We start from the raw sequence: 17,888 nt of genomic DNA on the forward strand, positions 1-17,888 counted from the left end.
AAGGCGGAACGGCACCATTGCCATTGATGTTGGTCAAAGCAAACCACGCTTACTTTCAAGACGCAACTGAACAGCACCAGGTTGCAGGGATCAGCGGAGAAATCATGAGGCCCGGCATTAAAACCTGATTTTGGTCAAAGCCTCCGTCCCGCATTCCGAGTTATAGTATTTTTCTGATCATTCAGGAGGGAATAGCTTTTCATGAAAACCCTGCTTTGCCATATCACCCCGGATGACGGGCTGCCCGCGCGGCTGGACGCCATACTGTCGCTCGCGCAGAAATACGGCGCCCACATACTGGCGTGCCATATCACCCCGCCGCTTGTCAGCTATATGCCCTATGCCCAGGCCTACCGGCTGTCGGACGCGGTCAGCAAATCGGTCGCCGATGAGATGGAGGAAAAAGCCATCAAGGTCCGGCAGACATTCGAAGAACACTGGCCCGAGGCAGGACCGCCCTACGAATGGCTTGAACGCACCGGCCAGCCCCCCGAGGTGCTCGCCGATCTTGCCATCAATGCGGACATGACCGTGGTCGGCCTGAGCGCCCCTGATGAGGACACCGGTGAGCGCGAGGAGCCCATGCTTGCGGGCGATATCACCATGGCATCCGGTCTGCCGGTGCTGGTGCTGCCGGACGGTGCCGAAGCCCCGCTTGGCAAAAAGCCTGCCCTGATCGCGTGGGACCGGTCCCCCGAAGCGGCCCATGCCGTGCGCCAGGCCTTACCGATGCTGCAAAGCGCGCCTGAGGTTGTCGTGGTCGAGTTTGGCGATGATGCGCCGGACGACCTGCCCTCCGCCGGTTTCGCGGCGTTCCTGGCCCGCCATGGCCTGACGGTTGATACCGTGCGGCTGACGCCGTCGGAAACGGTGGCCGCCGATATTCTCGCGGTCGCGCATGACCGGGAAGCCGAACTGATCGTCATGGGTGCCTACGGCCATGCAAGGCTTCAGGAAATGATCTTCGGCGGTGCCACGCGGGAGCTGTTGCAGCAGACCAACCTGCCGCTGCTTCTGTGCCACTAGGGACAGGTAAACCCAGGCTTATTCCTGCACGTCCGGGTCATCGTGGGCATGATAGGTGGTCATGATCTCCGCGATCTTGCCGCCCTTCTCAAGCCGCATGAAGGCCTCGATCACCGTGGGGTCGAACTGGCGGCCGGATTCTTCACCCAGCAGGCCTAAAATCCGGTCCATCGGCCACGGCTCCTTATAGGGGCGTTTGGACGACAGGGCATCGAACACGTCCGCCACCTTGGCGATGCGCGCCGACATCGGGATATCCTCCGCCTTGAGGCCCTTCGGGTAACCGCTGCCATCGAAATTCTCATGGTGGCCGCCGGCGATTTCCCGGGCGACCTTATAGAAAGGGTTGTCCCCCAGAATGCGCACGCCGTGGTCCGGGTGCTGGCGCATCACCACCCATTCGTCATCATCCAGCTTGGCCGGTTTCTGCAAAATGGCGTCGGGCACGAACAGCTTGCCGACATCATGCAGGATGCTCATGAGGCCCATATGCTTGGCCGCCTTGGCTTCGACGCCGAGTTCCAGCGCCAAGGCCTCGGTATAATGCTGCACGCGCTGGACATGGAAGCCCGTGTCCTCATCCTTGCCCTCGCACGCGACCGACAGCATGGTGATGGCGTCCTCATAGGCCTGTTCAAGTTCGGCCGAGGTTTCCTTCAGCATCCGGTCCAGCGCCAGCGCCTCAAGCGCGCGCACGACCGTGAGGCGCAGCATCTCCGGCTCCCACGGCTTGGTGATATATTTATAGATCGCCGCTTCGTTGACGCAGTTGGCCAGCGCCTCGATATCCGAATAGCCGGTCAGCAGGATGCGGATGGCATCCGGCTGTTCATCACGCGCGACCGCCAGCACCTGATCGCCCGTGATATCGGGCATCCGCTGGTCCGAGATGATCAGGTTCACCGGCTGGGATTTGATGATCTCTATGCCCTTCTCGCCGCTTTCAGCGGTGATGACGTTGAAATCCCGCCGAAATGCCCGCCACAGGCTGTCGAGAATGTCTTTCTCGTCATCCACGAACAGCAGGGTGAATTTCTCGGTCATGCGTTTGGGCTCAGCCGTCATGGTCAGTCATCGTCCTTATCGGTTTTCTTGTGCGTCATCGGCAGCGAGATGGTGAATTTGGTGCCTTCCCCGGCGCGGCTTTCCACCTCAAGCTTACCGTCATGCTTTTCGATAATGCCATAGGAAATGGAAAGGCCAAGCCCTGTGCCTTCGCCCACCTTCTTGGTGGTGAAGAAGGGGTCGAAAATCCGGTCGATAATCTCGTCCGGGATACCGGGGCCGGTGTCGGTAATCTCAACCACCGCCCAGTCACCGTCCCGGCGCGTGGTGATGGTCAGGCCGCCCTTCTCGCCCATGGCCTGCACGGCGTTGAAGATGATGTTGGTGAAGACCTGGTTGACCTGGCCCGGATGGCAATCCACCAGCGCATTGAGCTGATAGTCCTTGGTCACCGTGATCCCATTCTTGAGATAATGGTTCAGGATCGCCAGCGTATCATCGAGGCCCTTCTCCAGCATGACCTTCTTCTTCTCGGCCTCATCAAGGCGGGAGAAGCTTCTAAGCGCCAGCACGATTTCCTTGATGCGGGAGGCCCCGGCCTTGCCGCTTTCAATGATCTTGGCCAAATCCTCGCGCACGAGGTCCAGGTCATGGGACGCGACCTTGCCCTTGATGGCATCGCGCGTTTCATCGGCCATGGGCATGGCCTGGATATCGTCCAGAAGCTCCATGATCTCATCAGCATATTCCGCGATATGCGGATAGTTGGCATAGATGAAGCTGATCGGGTTATTGAGCTCATGCGCCACACCCGCCACCATCTGGCCGAGGGAGGCCATCTTCTCGGACTGCACCAACTGGCTTTGTGCGGTCTTCAGCTTCTCGAACGCTTCCTGCAGCTGACCGTTGGCTTCACTGAGGGCCGCCGTGCGTTCCTCGACCTTCTTCTCCAGCGTGGCATTGAGGTTGGCAAGCCGGTCTAGCACCTCTTCCCGTTCGCGGGACGTCACTTCCAGGCTTTGCGCCATCTCATTGAAGGCCTCGGCAAGTCGGCCGACTTCATCACCGGTTTTGACATCAGCCCGGAGCGACAGGTCCTTCGCCCGGGTGATGTTGCTGACCGTCTCCTCCAGCGCGTTGACCGGGTCGGTCAGGCGGCGGGACATCCAGCGGATACCGAAATTGATCGGCACAAAGAGCGCGATACCAAGCCCCAACAGCTGCCAGCCCACAGCCCACAAGGAAGCCGAAACCTCGCTTTCCGGTTTAACGGCGATCACCGACCAGCCGGTCAGGCTGCCGTCCTCCAGCTTCATGCTGGCATGGCCACACAGATACTGCTGGCCGCCCAGCATCACCGTCGTGAGCACCGCATCATTCACCGGCAAAGGCGCCTTCGGGGCCGCGACATTGCTGGCCAGCAGCAGGTGATGACCGGCCTCATCCAGCAGAAGTGATGGAAGGCCGTCATCATTCATCATCGCCGTCACGACAGCCCATGGCACCGTCGCCACCAGGGTTCCGATGGGCTTTGCTGCCCCATATTGGGCTCGGATCGGCGCGACGAGCGCCACGACATCATGGCCCGCATCCCCCGTGGCGGCCGGGCCGCCCACCAGAGGATCAGGCATTTTGCCGACGAACCGAACGCCCGTGTCCGCCTTCCAGTCCGCAGGCAGGCCCGCGCCTTCAGCAATCGGGCGCGACGCCGCCACAAGCTCACCCTTCTGGTCGAAGACGAAAACATCGCCCGCGAGTTTGTAGTGCGCATGCAGGTCCATCAGCGCGCGGGCGATCCGTTTATCGATATCGCCCGAATAAATATCGTTCATGACCTCAAGCTGCGACCAGGCGCCGATATTGGTCTTGAGCGCCTCCAGATAACTATCGAGCCGCCCCAGTTTCTGGTCGGCGACGTGCGTGAGCGCCCCGGCCTCGGTATCCCGGTGCGAGCGCTGGACCGAGGTCAGGATCACCAGCGCCGTCAGGCCATAGGTCGCGACGAATATGCCAATGAGCGCCACCATCAGCTTGCGCCGGACGGACTGTGCGAACCAGGCCATCATTTGATTTCTCCGAGCACGCGGACGCCTTCAGGCACTTTGTCGGCCACGATATAGCCCACGGCCCCCGGCACGTTCCGGACGAAAGCGGCCACGGCCGCATCCGATTCCTGCACAACGGGCGGCATGAAGCCCTTGAACTGCATGTGGTTCCAGTAGCTGGCGAGCGAGCGCATACTGCGGCCCAGTACCTGCTTGGAGAAATACTGCCGCTCCTCGCTGCGCGCTTCGCGGTTGACCGGCACGATCGCCGTGCCGTCCGGCCAGACCGTGCGCTTCAGCATGAAAATACGCGTGAGCTCCGCCGTGTCGATCGCCTGAACCGGCACGTTGGCGTTGCCGATGATCATCAACCGCTCGGTCGGTGCCGCCGTCGCACTTCCTGCGTTAAGGCAGATCAAGGCAGCTAGAAGATATGGTACAAACCCCCGCATACCGCCCCCTAGAACAACACCGCAAGCGAGGCGTAAACCCCGCTTCTAAGGCCCAGTTCCTGGCCCCATTGGGTCAGGTATTCCAGTTTCCAGACGACGGGCGGCTGCGGCCTGTAGGCCATGCCGAACACGGCATTCTTGGAGGCCTGCACATAATCCCTGTCCTGGAAATATTCATAGCGTGCGCTTAACGCCCAGCGGTCATTCAGGTTATATTCGCCCTGGACGAAAATACCGGCTTCATGATCCCGCACGCGCATGGACCGCGGGCTGTGGAGCCAGGTATAGGTCGCCTCGGTGCGGATGACGAAAGGCTCGAACACCAGATGGGCGTTGAAGCCCGCCAGTGTCTGGCTTTCATCGCTGTCCTTGATGTTGGCTTCCTGGAGCGACAGGCCGACCGTGTTCTCAAGGTCCCAGTTCCACGACAGGTTCACCCCGCGAATATTGCGGAAATTCCTGTTCTCGATGGTATCGAGATCATGGCTCATGGTGCCCGCGGGCTGCCAGTAGAGCGTGGTGACCGGCAGGGCCTCATCGCTCGGCCGGTATATGAGCGCCGGGCCTGAGATAAATTCCGAGAAACTTCTGTAGGTCGTGAGCGGCCGCGTGGCTGTCGGCACCAAAGGGCCAGCATGAATGCCGTTCCATTCCCCGACCGTGGACAGGCTTTTGCCGATCCTGAGCGTCAGGTCGTCCTTGAGGTAAATATCGTTATAGAGGCGTTCCAGCACCACGGTCGCCGTTTTGCCCGAAAGCGGGTCTTCCCCTTCCTTCAAAAGCGGGATACCGGCGATTTCGGCTTCGAAAAACGGGTTGAAGAAGCGGTTGAAGCGGCCTTGTACATAAAGGCTGAGGTCATCGGCCAGAAGCTCCGACTTGCCCTTGTCCGGCACCTCGGCATCGACCGTCATATAGCCGGAGACCTTGAGGTCGTCGATGCGCACCCCCTGACCCAGCTTATAATCGTCGGCATATGCCGCATGGCCCAGCATCAGCCCTGCCGCCGCTGCCGCACCAAAATACTGCCCCCTAAAGGACCCCATACCCAGGTCTCCCTCGTTTCGCCCCCAACCTGACCTTCCCGGCACTATGCCCAAAAGAGGACTGCGATGCCATAAAAGGTGCATTCTTTTTTCATACAATAGAAGCTGAAATCAATCCGCCTTGACCAATGTCAGGGGCGAAAGGTTTCGGCTCTGTCATTTTCTTTGACGCCGCGTGGAGGCAGACTCCCCCCGGCTCCGTCACCTTTTTGATATTTGACTGCACTTATGAGCCCGGAACAATGCAGACAAAACAAGGTTTCGCAGCGATAATTTATGCCGACCAGCCCGAAAGGGCTGACGGTTTCATCTCGGCCACCGCGCGTGTTGCCGGGCTGAGCCTGATTGAGCGTCAGGTGCGTCAGCTGACCCGCCTCGGCGCCCATATCATTATTTTGTTTGCGCCGAATACCGCGGAAGCCATCCGGGCCGGTCTATCCCCTGCAAACCAGGGCCGCAGCGATATCCTTGTCGCCGACACGCCAGCCGCGCTTGCCGGCATGTGCCGCAGCAGCCGCCAGCCGTTCTTCCTGCTAACCAGGGCCGACAGTCTCGTCGATGACCGCATCCTCGCCACTGTGCGGGACAGGCGCGCCGACACCGTCATCGCCTACCGGGAAATCGAAGACGCGGACCAGCCCCCCAAACGCGGGAAGGCACCGTCTCCGCTGGCGCTCGCCTGCCTTGTACCTGCGGTCAAGATCACCGGCCGCCTGCCTGCGGGCGCTGAGACCTTTGAGCAGACCTACGGCGCCATCTCCGATAAGGCGGCGTTTGTGAATATCGATTGCCTGCAAGCCTATGAGCCCGAGCTCCGCCGCACCCAGCCGATGCTGTTTGAGCGCGTCACCGGGCCTGAGCGTATCCTGGCCCTCAGCCGCTTGATGGTGACCCGGACCCAGAAAGGCACGCTCGACTGGCCCGCCCGGCTGCTGCACGCGCCCATGGAAAATTTCCTGACCCGGCTGTCTGCCCGGTTTGGCATCAGCCCCAACAGCGTCAGCGCTGTGGCCGCCGTGACCGGCTTTGCCGCCGCCTGGTTCTTCGTGCAGGGCTATATTCTTTATGGCCTCCTGCTCGCGTTGACGGTCGGCGTGCTTGACGGGGTCGACGGCAAGCTTGCCCGCGCCACCATGAGCGAAAGCCGCCTCGGCCGGGCCGAACACCTGCTGACGAAATTCGTTGAATACAGCTGGTTCATCGCCCTCGCTGCCTACCTTGTGCCCGCGCACGGCAATGCCGTTTGGGGGCTGGCGCTCGTGGTTATCGGCTTTTCCTGGGCCGAGGCCGTACAGGGCGAATTCTACCGCCGCCTGACCGGTGCCCAACTGGATGATGCCGGCCGGTTTGAACGCCTGTGGCGGCTGATCGGCGGGCGGCGCAACACCTATATGTGGGCGTTCCTGCCCTTCGTGCTGATGGGCACGCCCTACACCGGATATTGGGCGCTGGCCTTCTATGCGCTCGTCACCTTTTTTGTTGCCCAAATCCGTTTCATTGTTAGGCTCAGGGCGTATGCCACGAAAGCGAGCGACGACATCGCCCGCAATTATCGCCAGACAGCCTATTTTTGATGTCAGACACGAACGCAGCACAAGGTAAAGGCAACCCGCCTCCGGCGCATCCGGATGTGACAGCCCCCCTGTGGGCGCACCATATGGCGTCCTTTATCGACCGCTTCCGCTGGCTTGTGCTGCTGCTTGCGCTTCTCGCCACCTTCGCCGCGCTTGAAGGCGCTGAAGGCCTCAAGGTTTCGACCAAGCTTGAATCCCTGATGCCGGAAGGCGCGCGCAGCGTCGTCACGCTCAACAAGGCGCTTGAAAAGGCGGGCAGCTTCGCCTCGATCCAGGTGGTCTTGCGCACGCAGGACAAGGACCTGGCCGCCAAAACGCTGGTGATGCTGCAGGACGAGATCCAGAAACTACCCTGGACCGAAAGCGTGCAATATTACGAGGACCTGAGCGTCCTTGAAAAACACAAGCTTCTGGCGCTTAAAACCGCGGAGCTTGAAAACCTCGAACACAAGATCGACCAGGGCCTTGCCGAAAAGGTCGCCGAGGAAATCGCCAAGAAAGCCGGCATCCCCGTTTCCATCAACCTCACCCAGGAAGGCGTAACCGCCGAAGCCAAGAAGCCGGGCGAGGACAAGGCGCTTGATGACATCAAGGCCAAGCTGGAAACCGACGTTCCGTCCCGCAAATATTTCGTCTCCGACGACGGCATGACCCACGCGCTGGTCATCTGGCCGAAGGAAGGCAATGAAGGCCTTGCCCGCGCGAAACAGATGGTCGGGGACATCCAGGGCATCATCAAACGCCTGAAGCTGAATGCCGACCATAAGGTCATGCGCGCGGGCGTGGCGGGCCGTATCTATAACAAGGTCGTGCAATATGACGCCGTCATCCATGACGTGGTGTTCGGGCTCGGCAGTTCGGTCGGCATGATCCTGCTTTTGCTGCTCATCGCCTACCGCCGCCTTGTGGTGATCCCGCTTATCGTGCTGCCGCTTGTCGCAGGCATCCTTTGGACCATCGGCGTCACCGCCGTTTTCATTGGCGGGCTCAACCTCATCACCGTGTTCCTGGCGCTGATCCTGTTCGGGCTGGGCATCGATTTCGGCATCCATAATTTCAGCCGCTACGGCGAAGCACGGGCGGACGGCACCAGCCACCGCGATGCGCTCGCCATCGTGATCGGCTGCACCGGCAAGGCTTCGCTTGCCGCGGCGCTGACCACCGCCGCAGGCTTTTATGTGCTGCTGCTCACCGAATTCCGCGCCTTCCGTGAATTCGGCTTCATCGCGGGGTCGGGCATCTGCCTGATTTTTCTGTCGATGTATATCGTCTTCCCGGCCTTCCTGTCGGTCACCCACCGGTTCCTGAGCTGGAAGTCGAAAACGGTTGGCGTGCCCAAATTCGTCGCCCCGCTTTCCGAGTTCGGGCACAGGCACACGCGCTCGATCATCTGGGGGGCGATTGCGGTTACCACCCTCGCCATCATTTTCGGGTTCGGGCTGCAGTTCGAAAAGAACTTCAAGAATATCCAGGCCAAGCGCACGGCCGAGCAGGCCTGGACCCAGGCCCAGTCCAAAAGCGTGTTCAAGGAAGGCCATGACCGCGCGGTCCTGGTGGTCGACAGCCTCGACGAGGTCAAAGCCATCGACCATTATTTCGAGGACTACATCAAAAAGGATACCAAGACGCCGACGATCGCGCAGGTGATCAGCGTCCGCAGCCTGCTGCCGGACGCCGACGCGCAGAAGCGCCGTCTGGCCGTCATCGCGCGTATCAAGAAGAAGCTGGGGGACGGCTCACTGCTGCCGCCCGACCTCCGCGCCAACATGCGCTACCTGGACATCGGGCCGGTGACGGCGAACGACCTGCCGCCCGCGCTCAAGCGCACCTTCCTGGGCGAGCCCGGGCACCCCGGCTACCTGATGTATATCTATAATTCCGTGACGATGGACGACGCCACGCTCGCGCGCGAATTCTATGATGACGCCGCTGAGGTGAAGGTGGGCGGCAAGGAATATTACCCGGCGTCCGAAGGCTTCATTTTCGTTGAGATGCTGGCGCTCATGAAATCCGATGCCCTCAGGGCTATCATCCTTGTCGGTGTGATGACGGCGATTGTGGTCGTTCTGTTTTCGCGCTCGGCGGCGGGCTCGGCGATTATCCTGATCCCGCCCGCGCTATGCCTTCTCGTCACCGTGGCCCTGATGGCGCTCACGGGCCTCAAGCTCTCAATCATCAATATGGTGATCCTGCCGTCCATTATCGGCATTGCGGTCGATAACGGCATCCACCTGTATGAGCGCTTCGAAGGCGAGGAGGAGCACATCACCGTGCCCCACGTCATGCAGACGACCGGCTGGGCCACCACCATTTCGACGCTGACCACGCTCCTCGGTTTCGCCGGGCTGATCACCGCGTCGATGGGGGGCCTGCGCTCCATGGGGCTGATGGCGCTTATAGGCTTCGCCAGCTGCCTCGTCATCACCTGGACGCTGCTGCCCGCGCTCCTGACCGCGTTTGAACGGCGCCTGCGCCGCCTTCCCTGAAACACCCCATATAAATATAGGACTATAGAGTGATTGAAGACCTGCTGATCGTCGCTGCCGGTATGGGCACCCGCCTCAGAAGCAAAAGCGAGCTGAAGCCGCTGACCCGACTTGGCGGCATGAGCCTGATTGAGCGCGCGATCGGGAGCGCCTTCACGGCAGGGATGCACCGCGCGACCATCGTCACCGGGTATGCGGCCGACATTCTGGAAGACCACCTGCAAAGCCTGAGGGACAAACACGGCTGGGATATCCGCACCGTCTTCAACCCGGACTATACCCTGCCGAACGGCCTGTCGGTCCTCAAGGCCAAAGACGTGCTCACAGGCCCCTTCTGCCTGACCATGTGCGACCATTTCGTCGACCCCGCGCTTTATACCCCCCTGCTGGCCGCGGAACGCGGGTCCGATACGGTCGCGCTTGCGGTCGATACCCGGCTCGATAACCCGCTTGTGGACCTGGAGGATGTCACCCGCGTTATGCTGGATGGCCGTCATATCCGCGCCATCGGCAAGGAGATGGAGCCCTATAACGCGTTCGACACCGGCGTGTTTGCGGCTGGCCCCGCGCTCTTCGACGCGCTCGAACAAAGCGGGCGTGAGCTGGAGGATTTCAGCATTTCCGGTGGGATGCGTATTCTGGCGCGCGATGACCGCGCCCTCGGCATCGACATTGGTGACGCCTGCTGGATCGATGTGGATAGCCCGGATATGCTGGAGCTGGCCGAAGATTGGCTGGAAAAGCACCCGGAAGTTTAAGCCCGCCGGGGTTTAGCGGGACCGCAAGCCCCGGATAATGCGCCTGTCGTCATCGGACACAATGAACGTGTTGATAAGCAGCAGGAAACAACCGATGCCGGAAAGAATGGTGAAGCCTGCCATAGACGGGCTTTCCACCGGGATATAGGGCCTAAGGCTCCAAAGCGCCCCACCGACGAGGACGGCAATCAATAATGGACCGACATAGCCACGGTCCACGACGCCGATGTCGAGCGTGCGTTCCAGCATATAAAGCCGGCCAACCGCCAGAAGCACCGTGGTGCACAGGAAGCCGAGCGCCGCGCCTTCTGCACCCCACATATAGGAAAAGGCCGGGATACTGACCGCCTCAACCAGGAGCGCCGCCATGATGAGGGCGGCAGGAACGGTCCGGCGCGCGAACACGAGCGGGGTTTCCACAAGCGAAAAGCTGCCGTCCACAAGTTCAGCCATCAAAAGCACACCGAGCACCACGGCCCCCGCCGCAAACTGATGACCAAAGAGACCGAGCACCCGGTCCCCGAACACCATCAGGGGGACGGTCAGGCCAATCTGAAGCGTGAAGACCCAACGGCACAATCCAACGAGTTTGGACCGGATACCGTCCGCGTTCTGGGCATGGTGCAGGCTGGCGATCACAGGTGCCATCATCGGCTCGAACAGCTGGTAAATCTTGTGCGGTACCGTCGTGATCTGCTGGGCCATGTAATAGAGGCCGGTGATACGGTGATCGACGAACAGGCCAAGCAGCAGGATATCCACGCGCCGAAGCATCATGACACCGATATCGGTAATCCCGACCGGCAGGCTTTGATGCGCCATCTTGGGCAGCGCCTTCAGGTCAGGCCGCCAGGTGACGACGTCCTTGCTGCTGTAGGTATGGAAAAGGCCCCACAGCCCGGTGAAGGCTGCCGCGATGAGCGACGCGGCATAGGCAATCGGAAGCCCTTCTTCCTGAAGGCCGAAGAAATAACAGCCGAGCGCAATGCCGAGGAAGGTCCAGGGCTCCACCACGCAGCGCGCCAGCACTTCCCAGCGGATCACCCGGCGGTAGCGGGTCGCCGCCGAAGACACATCGGCAAAGGCAATGGCCGGCAAGGCAAAAAAGACCAGCACCGGCATGTCGCCGTGCGCCGGGAACAGGATCGGCCACACCAGGTAAAGGATAAGGCCGAGCCCGGCTGCAATGCCCATAGAAAGCGTCAGCGCCGTGGCGATCGCACGGCCAAGCGGCTGGTCGTGCTTGGCGGCAAAGCCAAGCATGTCGAGAAGGCTACGCTTCAAGCCGAAGACGGCAATGGCGGCCAAAATCTCAACGATGGCAGCGAGTTGGCCCAGGAAACCGACGTTGGAAACACCGTAGAGATGGCCCGCGGATACCATAAGCGCGAGGCGCGCCACCATACGGCCGCCAAACCCGCCTAAAGACGCAAGTGCGCCGCGGGCGATATCGCCGACATCCCTGTTGCTCATGAGCGTGCTGCTCCCTCGTGGGTGAGCGCTTCACGGGCGAGAGCCGCCAGCGCCTTCTCCTGACGCCATTCAGCCAGCATCAGCACCATCATGACAAGGTTAAAGACGACGATCTCGAAAAGAAAATACAGCGCGGGCTGGCCTAGAAGCGCAAAAACCGCGATCAGTGCGGTCCGGTTGTTGGCGTTCAGAAGCCCCCAGGACTTGACCATTGGCGCCGTCCGGCTGATGAGCGCGGTGACCGCCTGCGCCTGCCCCGGCACGGCGCGCAAACCCGCAAGCGCATCATCGAGACCATAGTCTCCGCCTGACACCAGTTTCTGGACCTTGTCATAAAGGCCGGCCCAGAAGGAGCGGCGGCCCTTCACTTCCAAAAGCGTGGACTGGACATTATCCCGGAGCACACCGGCGTGGCGGCGCTGGTATTTCTGGCGCCGTTCCTCATAGCCCGCGGCTTGCACCGCATGGGACAGTCCGGCCCCGATCACGAGCCACCAGATGGAGACGGGCGAGCCCGTTCCGGTCAGATAGAACGCGAACGCGATATAAACCGCGCCGAAGACCAGATGATCACAGATGCCGTCAAGGATGCGGCCAAACGCGCTTGAAGTGCCGGTCGCGCGCGCGACCTTGCCGTCAGCCCCGTCGAAGACGTGCCAGGCCAACATGGACAGGAAACCACCAAGCACATAAAGCGGCGACGGCAGGAAGCTGTAGAAAACGGCAGCAAGAAGTCCGGCAAAAAGGCCAATCAGCGAAATGGCATTGGCGCTCAAGCGCAAGGCGAGCGCAACTTTGACCACCTGATCGGAAATCGGATGCACGAAATAGCGATTGCTAGCGTCTTCAATGCTCGCCGGCCGCCCGTATTCCGCCTGGGCGGGCCCGTTCGTGGAAGTTGCCGTGTGGGCCATGCCAGCCTTACTCCTGCCCCCCAAAAACTCCGGGGGTAAAAACAAACGCCCCCAACCGGACATCACATACCGGTTGGGGGCGCTGGCTTCAAGCGTTTACTGCTTAAATTAGCTGGCTACGGCCTCTGCTTTTCCAGAAGCACCACCTTCAACGGCGTGAAATTTTTCACCGGCGATGAAAGCTTCGGTCATCAGGCGGGCCTGATCATCGGTATACTGAACCGGCGGGTGCTTGCAGAAGAAGGCCGACGGGCCTTCGATGATGCCAGCCATGCCGCGGTCAAGCGCCAGCTTGGCGCAGCGGATGGTATCGATGGCAACACCGGCCGAGTTCGGCGAATCTTCGACCGACAGGCGCAGTTCGATGTTCATCGGCACGTCACCGAACAGGCGGCCTTCCATGCGCAGGAAGCAGACCTTGTTGTCATTCTGCCACGCGACATAGTCGCTCGGGCCGACGTGGATGTTTTCATCTTCAAGACGGTTGGCCGCAACGGACTGCACAGCTTCGGTCTTGGAGGTTTTCTTCGACTCCAGGCGGGCCTGGTTCTTCATGTTAAGGAAGTCAGTGTTGCCGCCGGTGTTCAGCTGGTAGGTGCGGTCAAGCGCAACGCCGCGCTTGGCGAACAGGTCGGTCAGGATACGGTGAACGATGGTGGCGCCGAGCTGGGCCTTGATATCGTCGCCGATGATCGGCAGGCCGGCGTCCTTGAAACGCTTCGCCCAAACCGGGTTGCTGGCGATGAAGACCGGGATGTTGTTGACGAAGGCCACACCGGCTTCCAGCGCGCATTCGGCATAGAATTCGGTGGCTTTCTGGCTGCCGACCGGCAGGTAGTTCATCATGACGTCGACATTCGCGTCCTTGAGGGTCTTGACGACTTCCTCTTTGGTCGCTTCCGGTGCTTCGAGCGGCAGGAAGCGGCGATCGTCCGGGTAGCCGGCCATATGGTCGGAATAACCGTCAAGGATGTGACCCATCTGAACCGTCACGCCCATCGTCGGGATATTGGCCTGGAAAATTTCCGTGCAGTTCGGACGTGCGAAGATCGCTTCCGAAACATCTTTCCCGACTTTACGTTCGTCGATGTCGAAGGCCGCCGCGATGCGGATATCGGTCGGACGGTAGCCGCCCAGATCTTCGTGCATCAGCCCCGATGCGTCCTGCGGACGTTCCGCCCCGTAATAGTAAATCCCCTGGATGAGAGAGCTGGCACAGTTCCCCACACCGATGATCGCGACATTAATGGTTTTGTTTTCTGCCTGCGACATAACTTGCATTCTCCTCAGCATACTGCGCAATTACATTGTGGAGGAAACGGACCGATCGCCCCCCTACCTCCATAGACTTGTGAAAAAAATGTTACGGTGCTAGGGATCAGTGTGCAAACACCATCTTTGAAGTGCCAATAATGTATGAATGGGCGGACAGAGCCGGAACCCCGCATCTGAAGGGCGACCGGCAGGCAACACAAGCCATGGACAATCTGTTCCGGGCCTATAAGCCTGCGCTGATGCGGTTTGCCATCGCCCGGATCAAACGGGAAGAAGACGCCGAAGAGATCGTCCACGAAGCTTTCCTGCGCTTCCAGACCCGTTACAATCCCGCCACCATCGATGCCCCGGAAGCCCTGCTCGCCCGTATTGTCGCCAACCTGGTGATCGACCGGGTCCGCGAATATAGCGCCCGCGCCGCCCGCGAGGATGCCTGGGGCAAACTGAATATTCCCGGCGCCGATACCGACCTTGCTTCCGTCAGCGCCCCGAACCCCGCCCGGGTGTTGCAGGCGCGACAGAGCGCAGAGGCCGCCCTCAAGGTGCTTGAAGGCCTCTCCGAGAAGACCCGTCTCGTCTTCATGCTGCACAGGTTTGAAGGCCTCTCCCACAGTGAAATTGTCGAACGCACCGGCATCCCGAAAAGCACCGTCGAAAAACATATGATCCGGGCCATCAAGGCCCTGAGCGCCGTCCGCGAGGCCTGAAGCCCCACAAGGGTGGAGGCGGCAGCGACCGCTCACCGTTACATAGCCATAACGATGAGCAAAAAAATGACGCCCCAAACATCAGCCAAAACAGTCGACCCGACAGCCGAGGCAGTCCAGGAAGAAGCCATCTCCTGGTATCTCCGGCTCCATACGACCGAGGCCCGCGATGACGACCGCAGCCAGCATATGGATTGGCTGCTGGCCGACCCGCGCCACATTCAGGCGTATGAAACCGTATGCGGGCGCATGCAGGCTGCGGCAAGAACCGAACCCGTGGCCCGGACGGCCTTTGCTTTTGCGTTTCTGAAGCACCCGCCCCGCATTTTCACGAGCCTGCGGTCCTACATGCGGACGGGATTATTCTGGCCGAGGGCAGCGTTTGCCTTCGCCTTTGTCGCCGCCGCCCTGTTCTTCGGCTTTCAGAAGCAGCTGCCTTTCTATCATGCGGATGTCACCCGGCATTATGCCGCGCCTGCGCAAGCCATGCTGGCCGTTCGCCTGGCCGATGGCTCCAAAGTCACACTTGGCGCCGGAACCCGGATCGCGGTGGATATGGCAAAAGGGCGCCGCACGGTCACCATGAGCCCGGGACGCGCCTTTTTCGAGGTTCGCCACATGGCTGACCGGCCGTTTTATGTGAACACCACCAGACGACAGGTCCGCGTGGTCGGGACCCGGTTTGAGATTGCGGATACGGGTGCGGATGACACTATCACGGTCGCAGAAGGGTTCGTTTCCGTATGCCGCCTGAAGGACGGTATGGAGAAAGCGGCCCTGCCGTCGGTCCCGGTGCTTCTGGAAGCAGGGATGCGGCTTCATTACCCTGCGGGCAGCGATACCCCTACCGTCAGCCGCGTGGAAGCGGCGCAGGTTGGTGACTGGACGCAACCGGCGCCGGACCGGAAGTGACCTAGCGCCTGATCCGGCGTTTCTTCGAGACGGTTTCCTTACCGGCGTCAAGCTTCAAAATTTCCGCAAGCGCCCGGCCTTTGAGGGCGGTTTTATGCCCCTTGCGGCTGAGGGTGAAGTCATAGCTTGCCTGATACCGTTGGCGCTTCAATTGTGCCAGCGTGCCTGCCGCCATTTTCTCAATCGCGGTCAGATGGTCGCCAAGGGCAAAAGTATCCACCGACTTTTCAAGCCGGTATGCGCCCTTGAGCGCCACCCCATTGCCTTTCGCACGGACATGCCAGACATTGCCGTCCTTATCCGCATCGAACTGGACATCGGTCAGTGTGATCAGTTGGCCTTTGCTATCGATCAGAGACAGCTGCGCCACGGCCTTGCCACCCGGCTTTACCATCCAGTTGAAGACCGGGCGATCCCCATCCGTCTTGCCCAGCGGTAACGCCCGCATCCAGCTTGAGAACATATTTTCCAGGCTGTCCGTCTGGATGACATGGACACCGAAGCCCGTTCCCGACCCGAGCGCCATCCACGGCCCGTCATCACCCGGGCCGTCAATTTCCGGACCCGGCCGCCAGGATACCTTGGCCGTGGCTTCCGGCGCATAATAGGTAACGCCATAGTCGCTTTTGCCAGCCTCCCACTTCAGGAAGGTCAGCGGTTCGGCCATCGGCTGGAAATCCATCCGGGCTTCCGCCGCTGTATTATGCAGATGCAGGGCATAGCCGTCTTCGGTCGGCTTCAGCGTATGCTGATATATCTTCAGCTGGTGATTGACGGCATCATAGTCCCAGCCCTTGCGGCTGCGGCCGTTTTTGATGACGACCGTCTTGCCGTCCGGCCACACCAGGGTGGACAGCATCAGGCCGCGGTGCTTGCTGAACGGGAAGTTGGCAATGGTGAACTGGCTGGTAAACAGCGTGCCGTCATCCATCAGGAAAATCTGTTCCCAATATTCGCTATAATGCGACTTGTCGGACATGATGGGCGCGACCGGCTCCCGCGCGGCGGGGGGCTTGAGCCCCGGCAATTCGTGGGTTGGCAGCTGCGCTGAGGCCGAGGCACCAGCGGCCAGCATCATCAGCCCCAAACCGGCAAAGATACGTGCGAGACGGCCTGTCAGGCCGCCCTTTGTGGCCCGGCTAAATGTCGTAGCAGTCTTCATGATCATTTTATCGCGCGCCAGCCTTTTGCCGCAGCATAGTATCATCCCTTTCGTGCGCTATTGGCGCACACCCCCATATTCGTCACCGGACTTTAGGGACAAAATGTGTCGGTGAAAAGACCATCCTTTGACAAAGCCGTGAAGGGACAAAAGCGGATCAATCAAACACCACCGTTTTGCTACCATTGAGGAAGACCCGGTCCTCCAGATGGTAGCCAAGCGCGCGGGACAGCGTCCGTGCCTCGGTGTTGCGGCCAATGGTGATGAGCTGCTCCGGCGTTTTCGAATGGTTGACCCGTTCGACCATCTGTTCGATGATCGGGCCTTCATCCAGATCCGCCGTGACATAATGGGCGGTGGCCCCAATCAGCTTCACGCCGCGAGCATGGGCCTGATGGTAGGGCCGCGCGCCCTTGAAGCCCGGCAGGAAGCTGTGGTGGATATTGATGGCCCGGCCAGAAAGCTTCCGGCACGTCTCATCCGACAGCACCTGCATATAGCGGGCAAGCACCACCGTCTCGGTCTGCGTTTCCTCAATCAGGTCCAGAAGCCGCGCTTCGGCTTCCTGCTTGGTGTCCTGCGTTACGGGGATGTGGAAATAGGGAATATTGTGGGCGTCGGCGATGTTGGCCAGATGCATATGGTTCGACACGATCGCCGGGATTTCCATGTTCAGCTCGCCCTTGCCATGCCGGTACAGAAGGTCAAGCAGGCAATGGTCCGCCTTTGAGACCATGATCATCACCCGCTTTTTCACCCGGCTGTCATGCAGGGACCATGTCATGCCGAATTTTTCCGCAATCGCCCCGAAGCCGGCCTCGAAGGACGCCCGCGTCGGCGCCTTGTCGCCGCTTGTGAAAACCGTGCGCATGAAAAACTGGTCGGTCAGCGCATCCCCGAAATGGGAGGATTCGACGATGAAATAACCACTGTCGGCCAGAAAGCCCGCCACGGCGGCGACAATGCCGACGACGTCAGGACAATGGATTTTCAATACATACTGTTCGGGTACGGGAGACATAAAACAAACGCCCTAAAAGAAAGGTCCGGGAA

The 17,888-nt window shown here is 60.5% G+C and carries 15 protein-coding genes; 6 read left to right on the top strand and 9 right to left on the bottom strand.

The genetic code is table 11. From position 1 onward, the window contains the following. The first annotated feature begins 201 nt into the window (after nucleotides 1-201). Nucleotides 202-1,026, top strand: coding sequence for a universal stress protein (locus K6118_RS11025; protein WP_247120404.1), 825 nt, complete (start codon nucleotides 202-204; stop codon nucleotides 1,024-1,026). 18 nt (nucleotides 1,027-1,044) lie between these two features. Here K6118_RS11025 and K6118_RS11030 read toward each other — a convergent pair whose 3' ends face one another. From K6118_RS11030 to K6118_RS11045, 4 genes are read right to left on the bottom strand one after another with little or no spacing between them, the layout of a single operon-like run. After that, nucleotides 1,045-2,091: an HD-GYP domain-containing protein gene (locus K6118_RS11030; RefSeq protein ID WP_247120405.1), complete on the bottom strand. Its 1,047-nt coding sequence runs from the start codon at nucleotides 2,089-2,091 to the stop codon at nucleotides 1,045-1,047. Nucleotides 2,092-2,093: 2 nt separating this feature from the next. Then, a complete protein-coding gene (locus tag K6118_RS11035; RefSeq protein ID WP_247120406.1) occupies nucleotides 2,094-4,097 on the bottom strand; it encodes an ATP-binding protein in 2,004 nt (667 codons plus the stop codon). Next, nucleotides 4,094-4,528, bottom strand: coding sequence for a substrate-binding domain-containing protein (locus K6118_RS11040; protein ID WP_247120407.1), 435 nt, complete (start codon nucleotides 4,526-4,528; stop codon nucleotides 4,094-4,096). Before K6118_RS11040 ends, K6118_RS11035 begins: the two co-directional genes overlap by 4 nt. Nucleotides 4,529-4,536: 8 nt before the next feature. Beyond that, nucleotides 4,537-5,574: a porin gene (locus tag K6118_RS11045; protein ID WP_247120408.1), complete on the bottom strand. Its 1,038-nt coding sequence runs from the start codon at nucleotides 5,572-5,574 to the stop codon at nucleotides 4,537-4,539. Between the two features lie 242 nt (nucleotides 5,575-5,816). On the opposite strand from K6118_RS11045, the gene K6118_RS11050 reads away from it, so the two are divergent. From K6118_RS11050 to K6118_RS11060, 3 genes are read left to right on the top strand one after another with little or no spacing between them, the layout of a single operon-like run. Then, nucleotides 5,817-7,148, top strand: a complete 1,332-nt coding sequence (locus tag K6118_RS11050; protein WP_247120409.1) for a CDP-alcohol phosphatidyltransferase family protein — start codon at nucleotides 5,817-5,819, stop codon at nucleotides 7,146-7,148. Further along, nucleotides 7,148-9,634 carry an efflux RND transporter permease subunit gene (locus K6118_RS11055; RefSeq protein WP_247120410.1) on the top strand — a complete coding sequence of 829 codons (2,487 nt, stop codon included), beginning with the start codon at nucleotides 7,148-7,150 and terminating at the stop codon, nucleotides 9,632-9,634. The genes K6118_RS11050 and K6118_RS11055 overlap by 1 nt, the downstream gene beginning before the upstream one ends. A 29-nt stretch (nucleotides 9,635-9,663) precedes the next feature. After that, nucleotides 9,664-10,392, top strand: a complete 729-nt coding sequence (locus K6118_RS11060; protein ID WP_247120411.1) for a phosphocholine cytidylyltransferase family protein — start codon at nucleotides 9,664-9,666, stop codon at nucleotides 10,390-10,392. 12 nt (nucleotides 10,393-10,404) lie between these two features. Here K6118_RS11060 and K6118_RS11065 read toward each other — a convergent pair whose 3' ends face one another. From K6118_RS11065 to K6118_RS11075, 3 genes are all read right to left on the bottom strand, one after another. Further along, a complete protein-coding gene (locus K6118_RS11065) occupies nucleotides 10,405-11,865 on the bottom strand; it encodes a lipopolysaccharide biosynthesis protein (RefSeq protein ID WP_247120412.1) in 1,461 nt (486 codons plus the stop codon). Then, the gene (locus K6118_RS11070; protein WP_247120413.1) at nucleotides 11,862-12,779 is read right to left on the bottom strand and encodes a CDP-alcohol phosphatidyltransferase family protein; all 918 of its coding nucleotides are present in this window, start codon (nucleotides 12,777-12,779) and stop codon (nucleotides 11,862-11,864) included. The genes K6118_RS11065 and K6118_RS11070 overlap by 4 nt, the downstream gene beginning before the upstream one ends. A gap of 108 nt (nucleotides 12,780-12,887) precedes the next feature. Next, on the bottom strand, nucleotides 12,888-14,051 hold the full coding sequence (locus K6118_RS11075) for an inositol-3-phosphate synthase (protein ID WP_247120414.1): 1,164 nt from the start codon (nucleotides 14,049-14,051) through the stop codon (nucleotides 12,888-12,890). Between the two features lie 140 nt (nucleotides 14,052-14,191). Here K6118_RS11075 and K6118_RS11080 point away from each other — a divergent pair, with 140 nt between their 5' ends. Both K6118_RS11080 and K6118_RS11085 read left to right on the top strand, forming a co-directional pair. Then, nucleotides 14,192-14,761, top strand: a complete 570-nt coding sequence (locus K6118_RS11080; protein WP_247120415.1) for an RNA polymerase sigma factor — start codon at nucleotides 14,192-14,194, stop codon at nucleotides 14,759-14,761. A gap of 66 nt (nucleotides 14,762-14,827) precedes the next feature. Beyond that, a complete protein-coding gene (locus tag K6118_RS11085) occupies nucleotides 14,828-15,673 on the top strand; it encodes a FecR family protein (RefSeq protein WP_247120416.1) in 846 nt (281 codons plus the stop codon). Nucleotide 15,674: 1 nt separating this feature from the next. On the opposite strand, the gene K6118_RS11090 is transcribed toward K6118_RS11085, so the two are convergent. Together K6118_RS11090 and purU are read right to left on the bottom strand one after the other, a co-directional pair. Next, a complete protein-coding gene (locus K6118_RS11090; RefSeq protein WP_247120417.1) occupies nucleotides 15,675-16,835 on the bottom strand; it encodes a hypothetical protein in 1,161 nt (386 codons plus the stop codon). A 157-nt stretch (nucleotides 16,836-16,992) separates the two neighbouring features. Beyond that, nucleotides 16,993-17,856 carry a formyltetrahydrofolate deformylase gene (gene purU / locus K6118_RS11095; protein ID WP_247120418.1) on the bottom strand — a complete coding sequence of 288 codons (864 nt, stop codon included), beginning with the start codon at nucleotides 17,854-17,856 and terminating at the stop codon, nucleotides 16,993-16,995. Nucleotides 17,857-17,888: the final 32 nt, after the last annotated feature.

It is taken from the genome of Kordiimonas marina, from assembly GCF_023006325.1.
Lineage (GTDB): Bacteria > Pseudomonadota > Alphaproteobacteria > Sphingomonadales > Kordiimonadaceae > Kordiimonas > Kordiimonas marina.

What these genes read in the sequence shown, in the direction of transcription:
- K6118_RS11055 (WP_247120410.1), top strand. Translation starts at nt 7,148, where the DNA reads ATGTCAGACACGAACGCAGCACAAGGTAAAGGCAACCCGCCTCCGGCG.
- K6118_RS11030 (WP_247120405.1), bottom strand. Translation starts at nt 2,091, where the DNA reads ATGACGGCTGAGCCCAAACGCATGACCGAGAAATTCACCCTGCTGTTC.
- K6118_RS11080 (WP_247120415.1), top strand. Translation starts at nt 14,192, where the DNA reads ATGTATGAATGGGCGGACAGAGCCGGAACCCCGCATCTGAAGGGCGAC.
- K6118_RS11085 (WP_247120416.1), top strand. Translation starts at nt 14,828, where the DNA reads ATGACGCCCCAAACATCAGCCAAAACAGTCGACCCGACAGCCGAGGCA.
- K6118_RS11045 (WP_247120408.1), bottom strand. Translation starts at nt 5,574, where the DNA reads ATGGGGTCCTTTAGGGGGCAGTATTTTGGTGCGGCAGCGGCGGCAGGG.
- K6118_RS11090 (WP_247120417.1), bottom strand. Translation starts at nt 16,835, where the DNA reads ATGAAGACTGCTACGACATTTAGCCGGGCCACAAAGGGCGGCCTGACA.
- K6118_RS11035 (WP_247120406.1), bottom strand. Translation starts at nt 4,097, where the DNA reads ATGATGGCCTGGTTCGCACAGTCCGTCCGGCGCAAGCTGATGGTGGCG.
- K6118_RS11040 (WP_247120407.1), bottom strand. Translation starts at nt 4,528, where the DNA reads ATGCGGGGGTTTGTACCATATCTTCTAGCTGCCTTGATCTGCCTTAAC.
- K6118_RS11050 (WP_247120409.1), top strand. Translation starts at nt 5,817, where the DNA reads ATGCAGACAAAACAAGGTTTCGCAGCGATAATTTATGCCGACCAGCCC.
- purU (WP_247120418.1), bottom strand. Translation starts at nt 17,856, where the DNA reads ATGTCTCCCGTACCCGAACAGTATGTATTGAAAATCCATTGTCCTGAC.
- K6118_RS11070 (WP_247120413.1), bottom strand. Translation starts at nt 12,779, where the DNA reads ATGGCCCACACGGCAACTTCCACGAACGGGCCCGCCCAGGCGGAATAC.
- K6118_RS11065 (WP_247120412.1), bottom strand. Translation starts at nt 11,865, where the DNA reads ATGAGCAACAGGGATGTCGGCGATATCGCCCGCGGCGCACTTGCGTCT.
- K6118_RS11025 (WP_247120404.1), top strand. Translation starts at nt 202, where the DNA reads ATGAAAACCCTGCTTTGCCATATCACCCCGGATGACGGGCTGCCCGCG.
- K6118_RS11075 (WP_247120414.1), bottom strand. Translation starts at nt 14,051, where the DNA reads ATGTCGCAGGCAGAAAACAAAACCATTAATGTCGCGATCATCGGTGTG.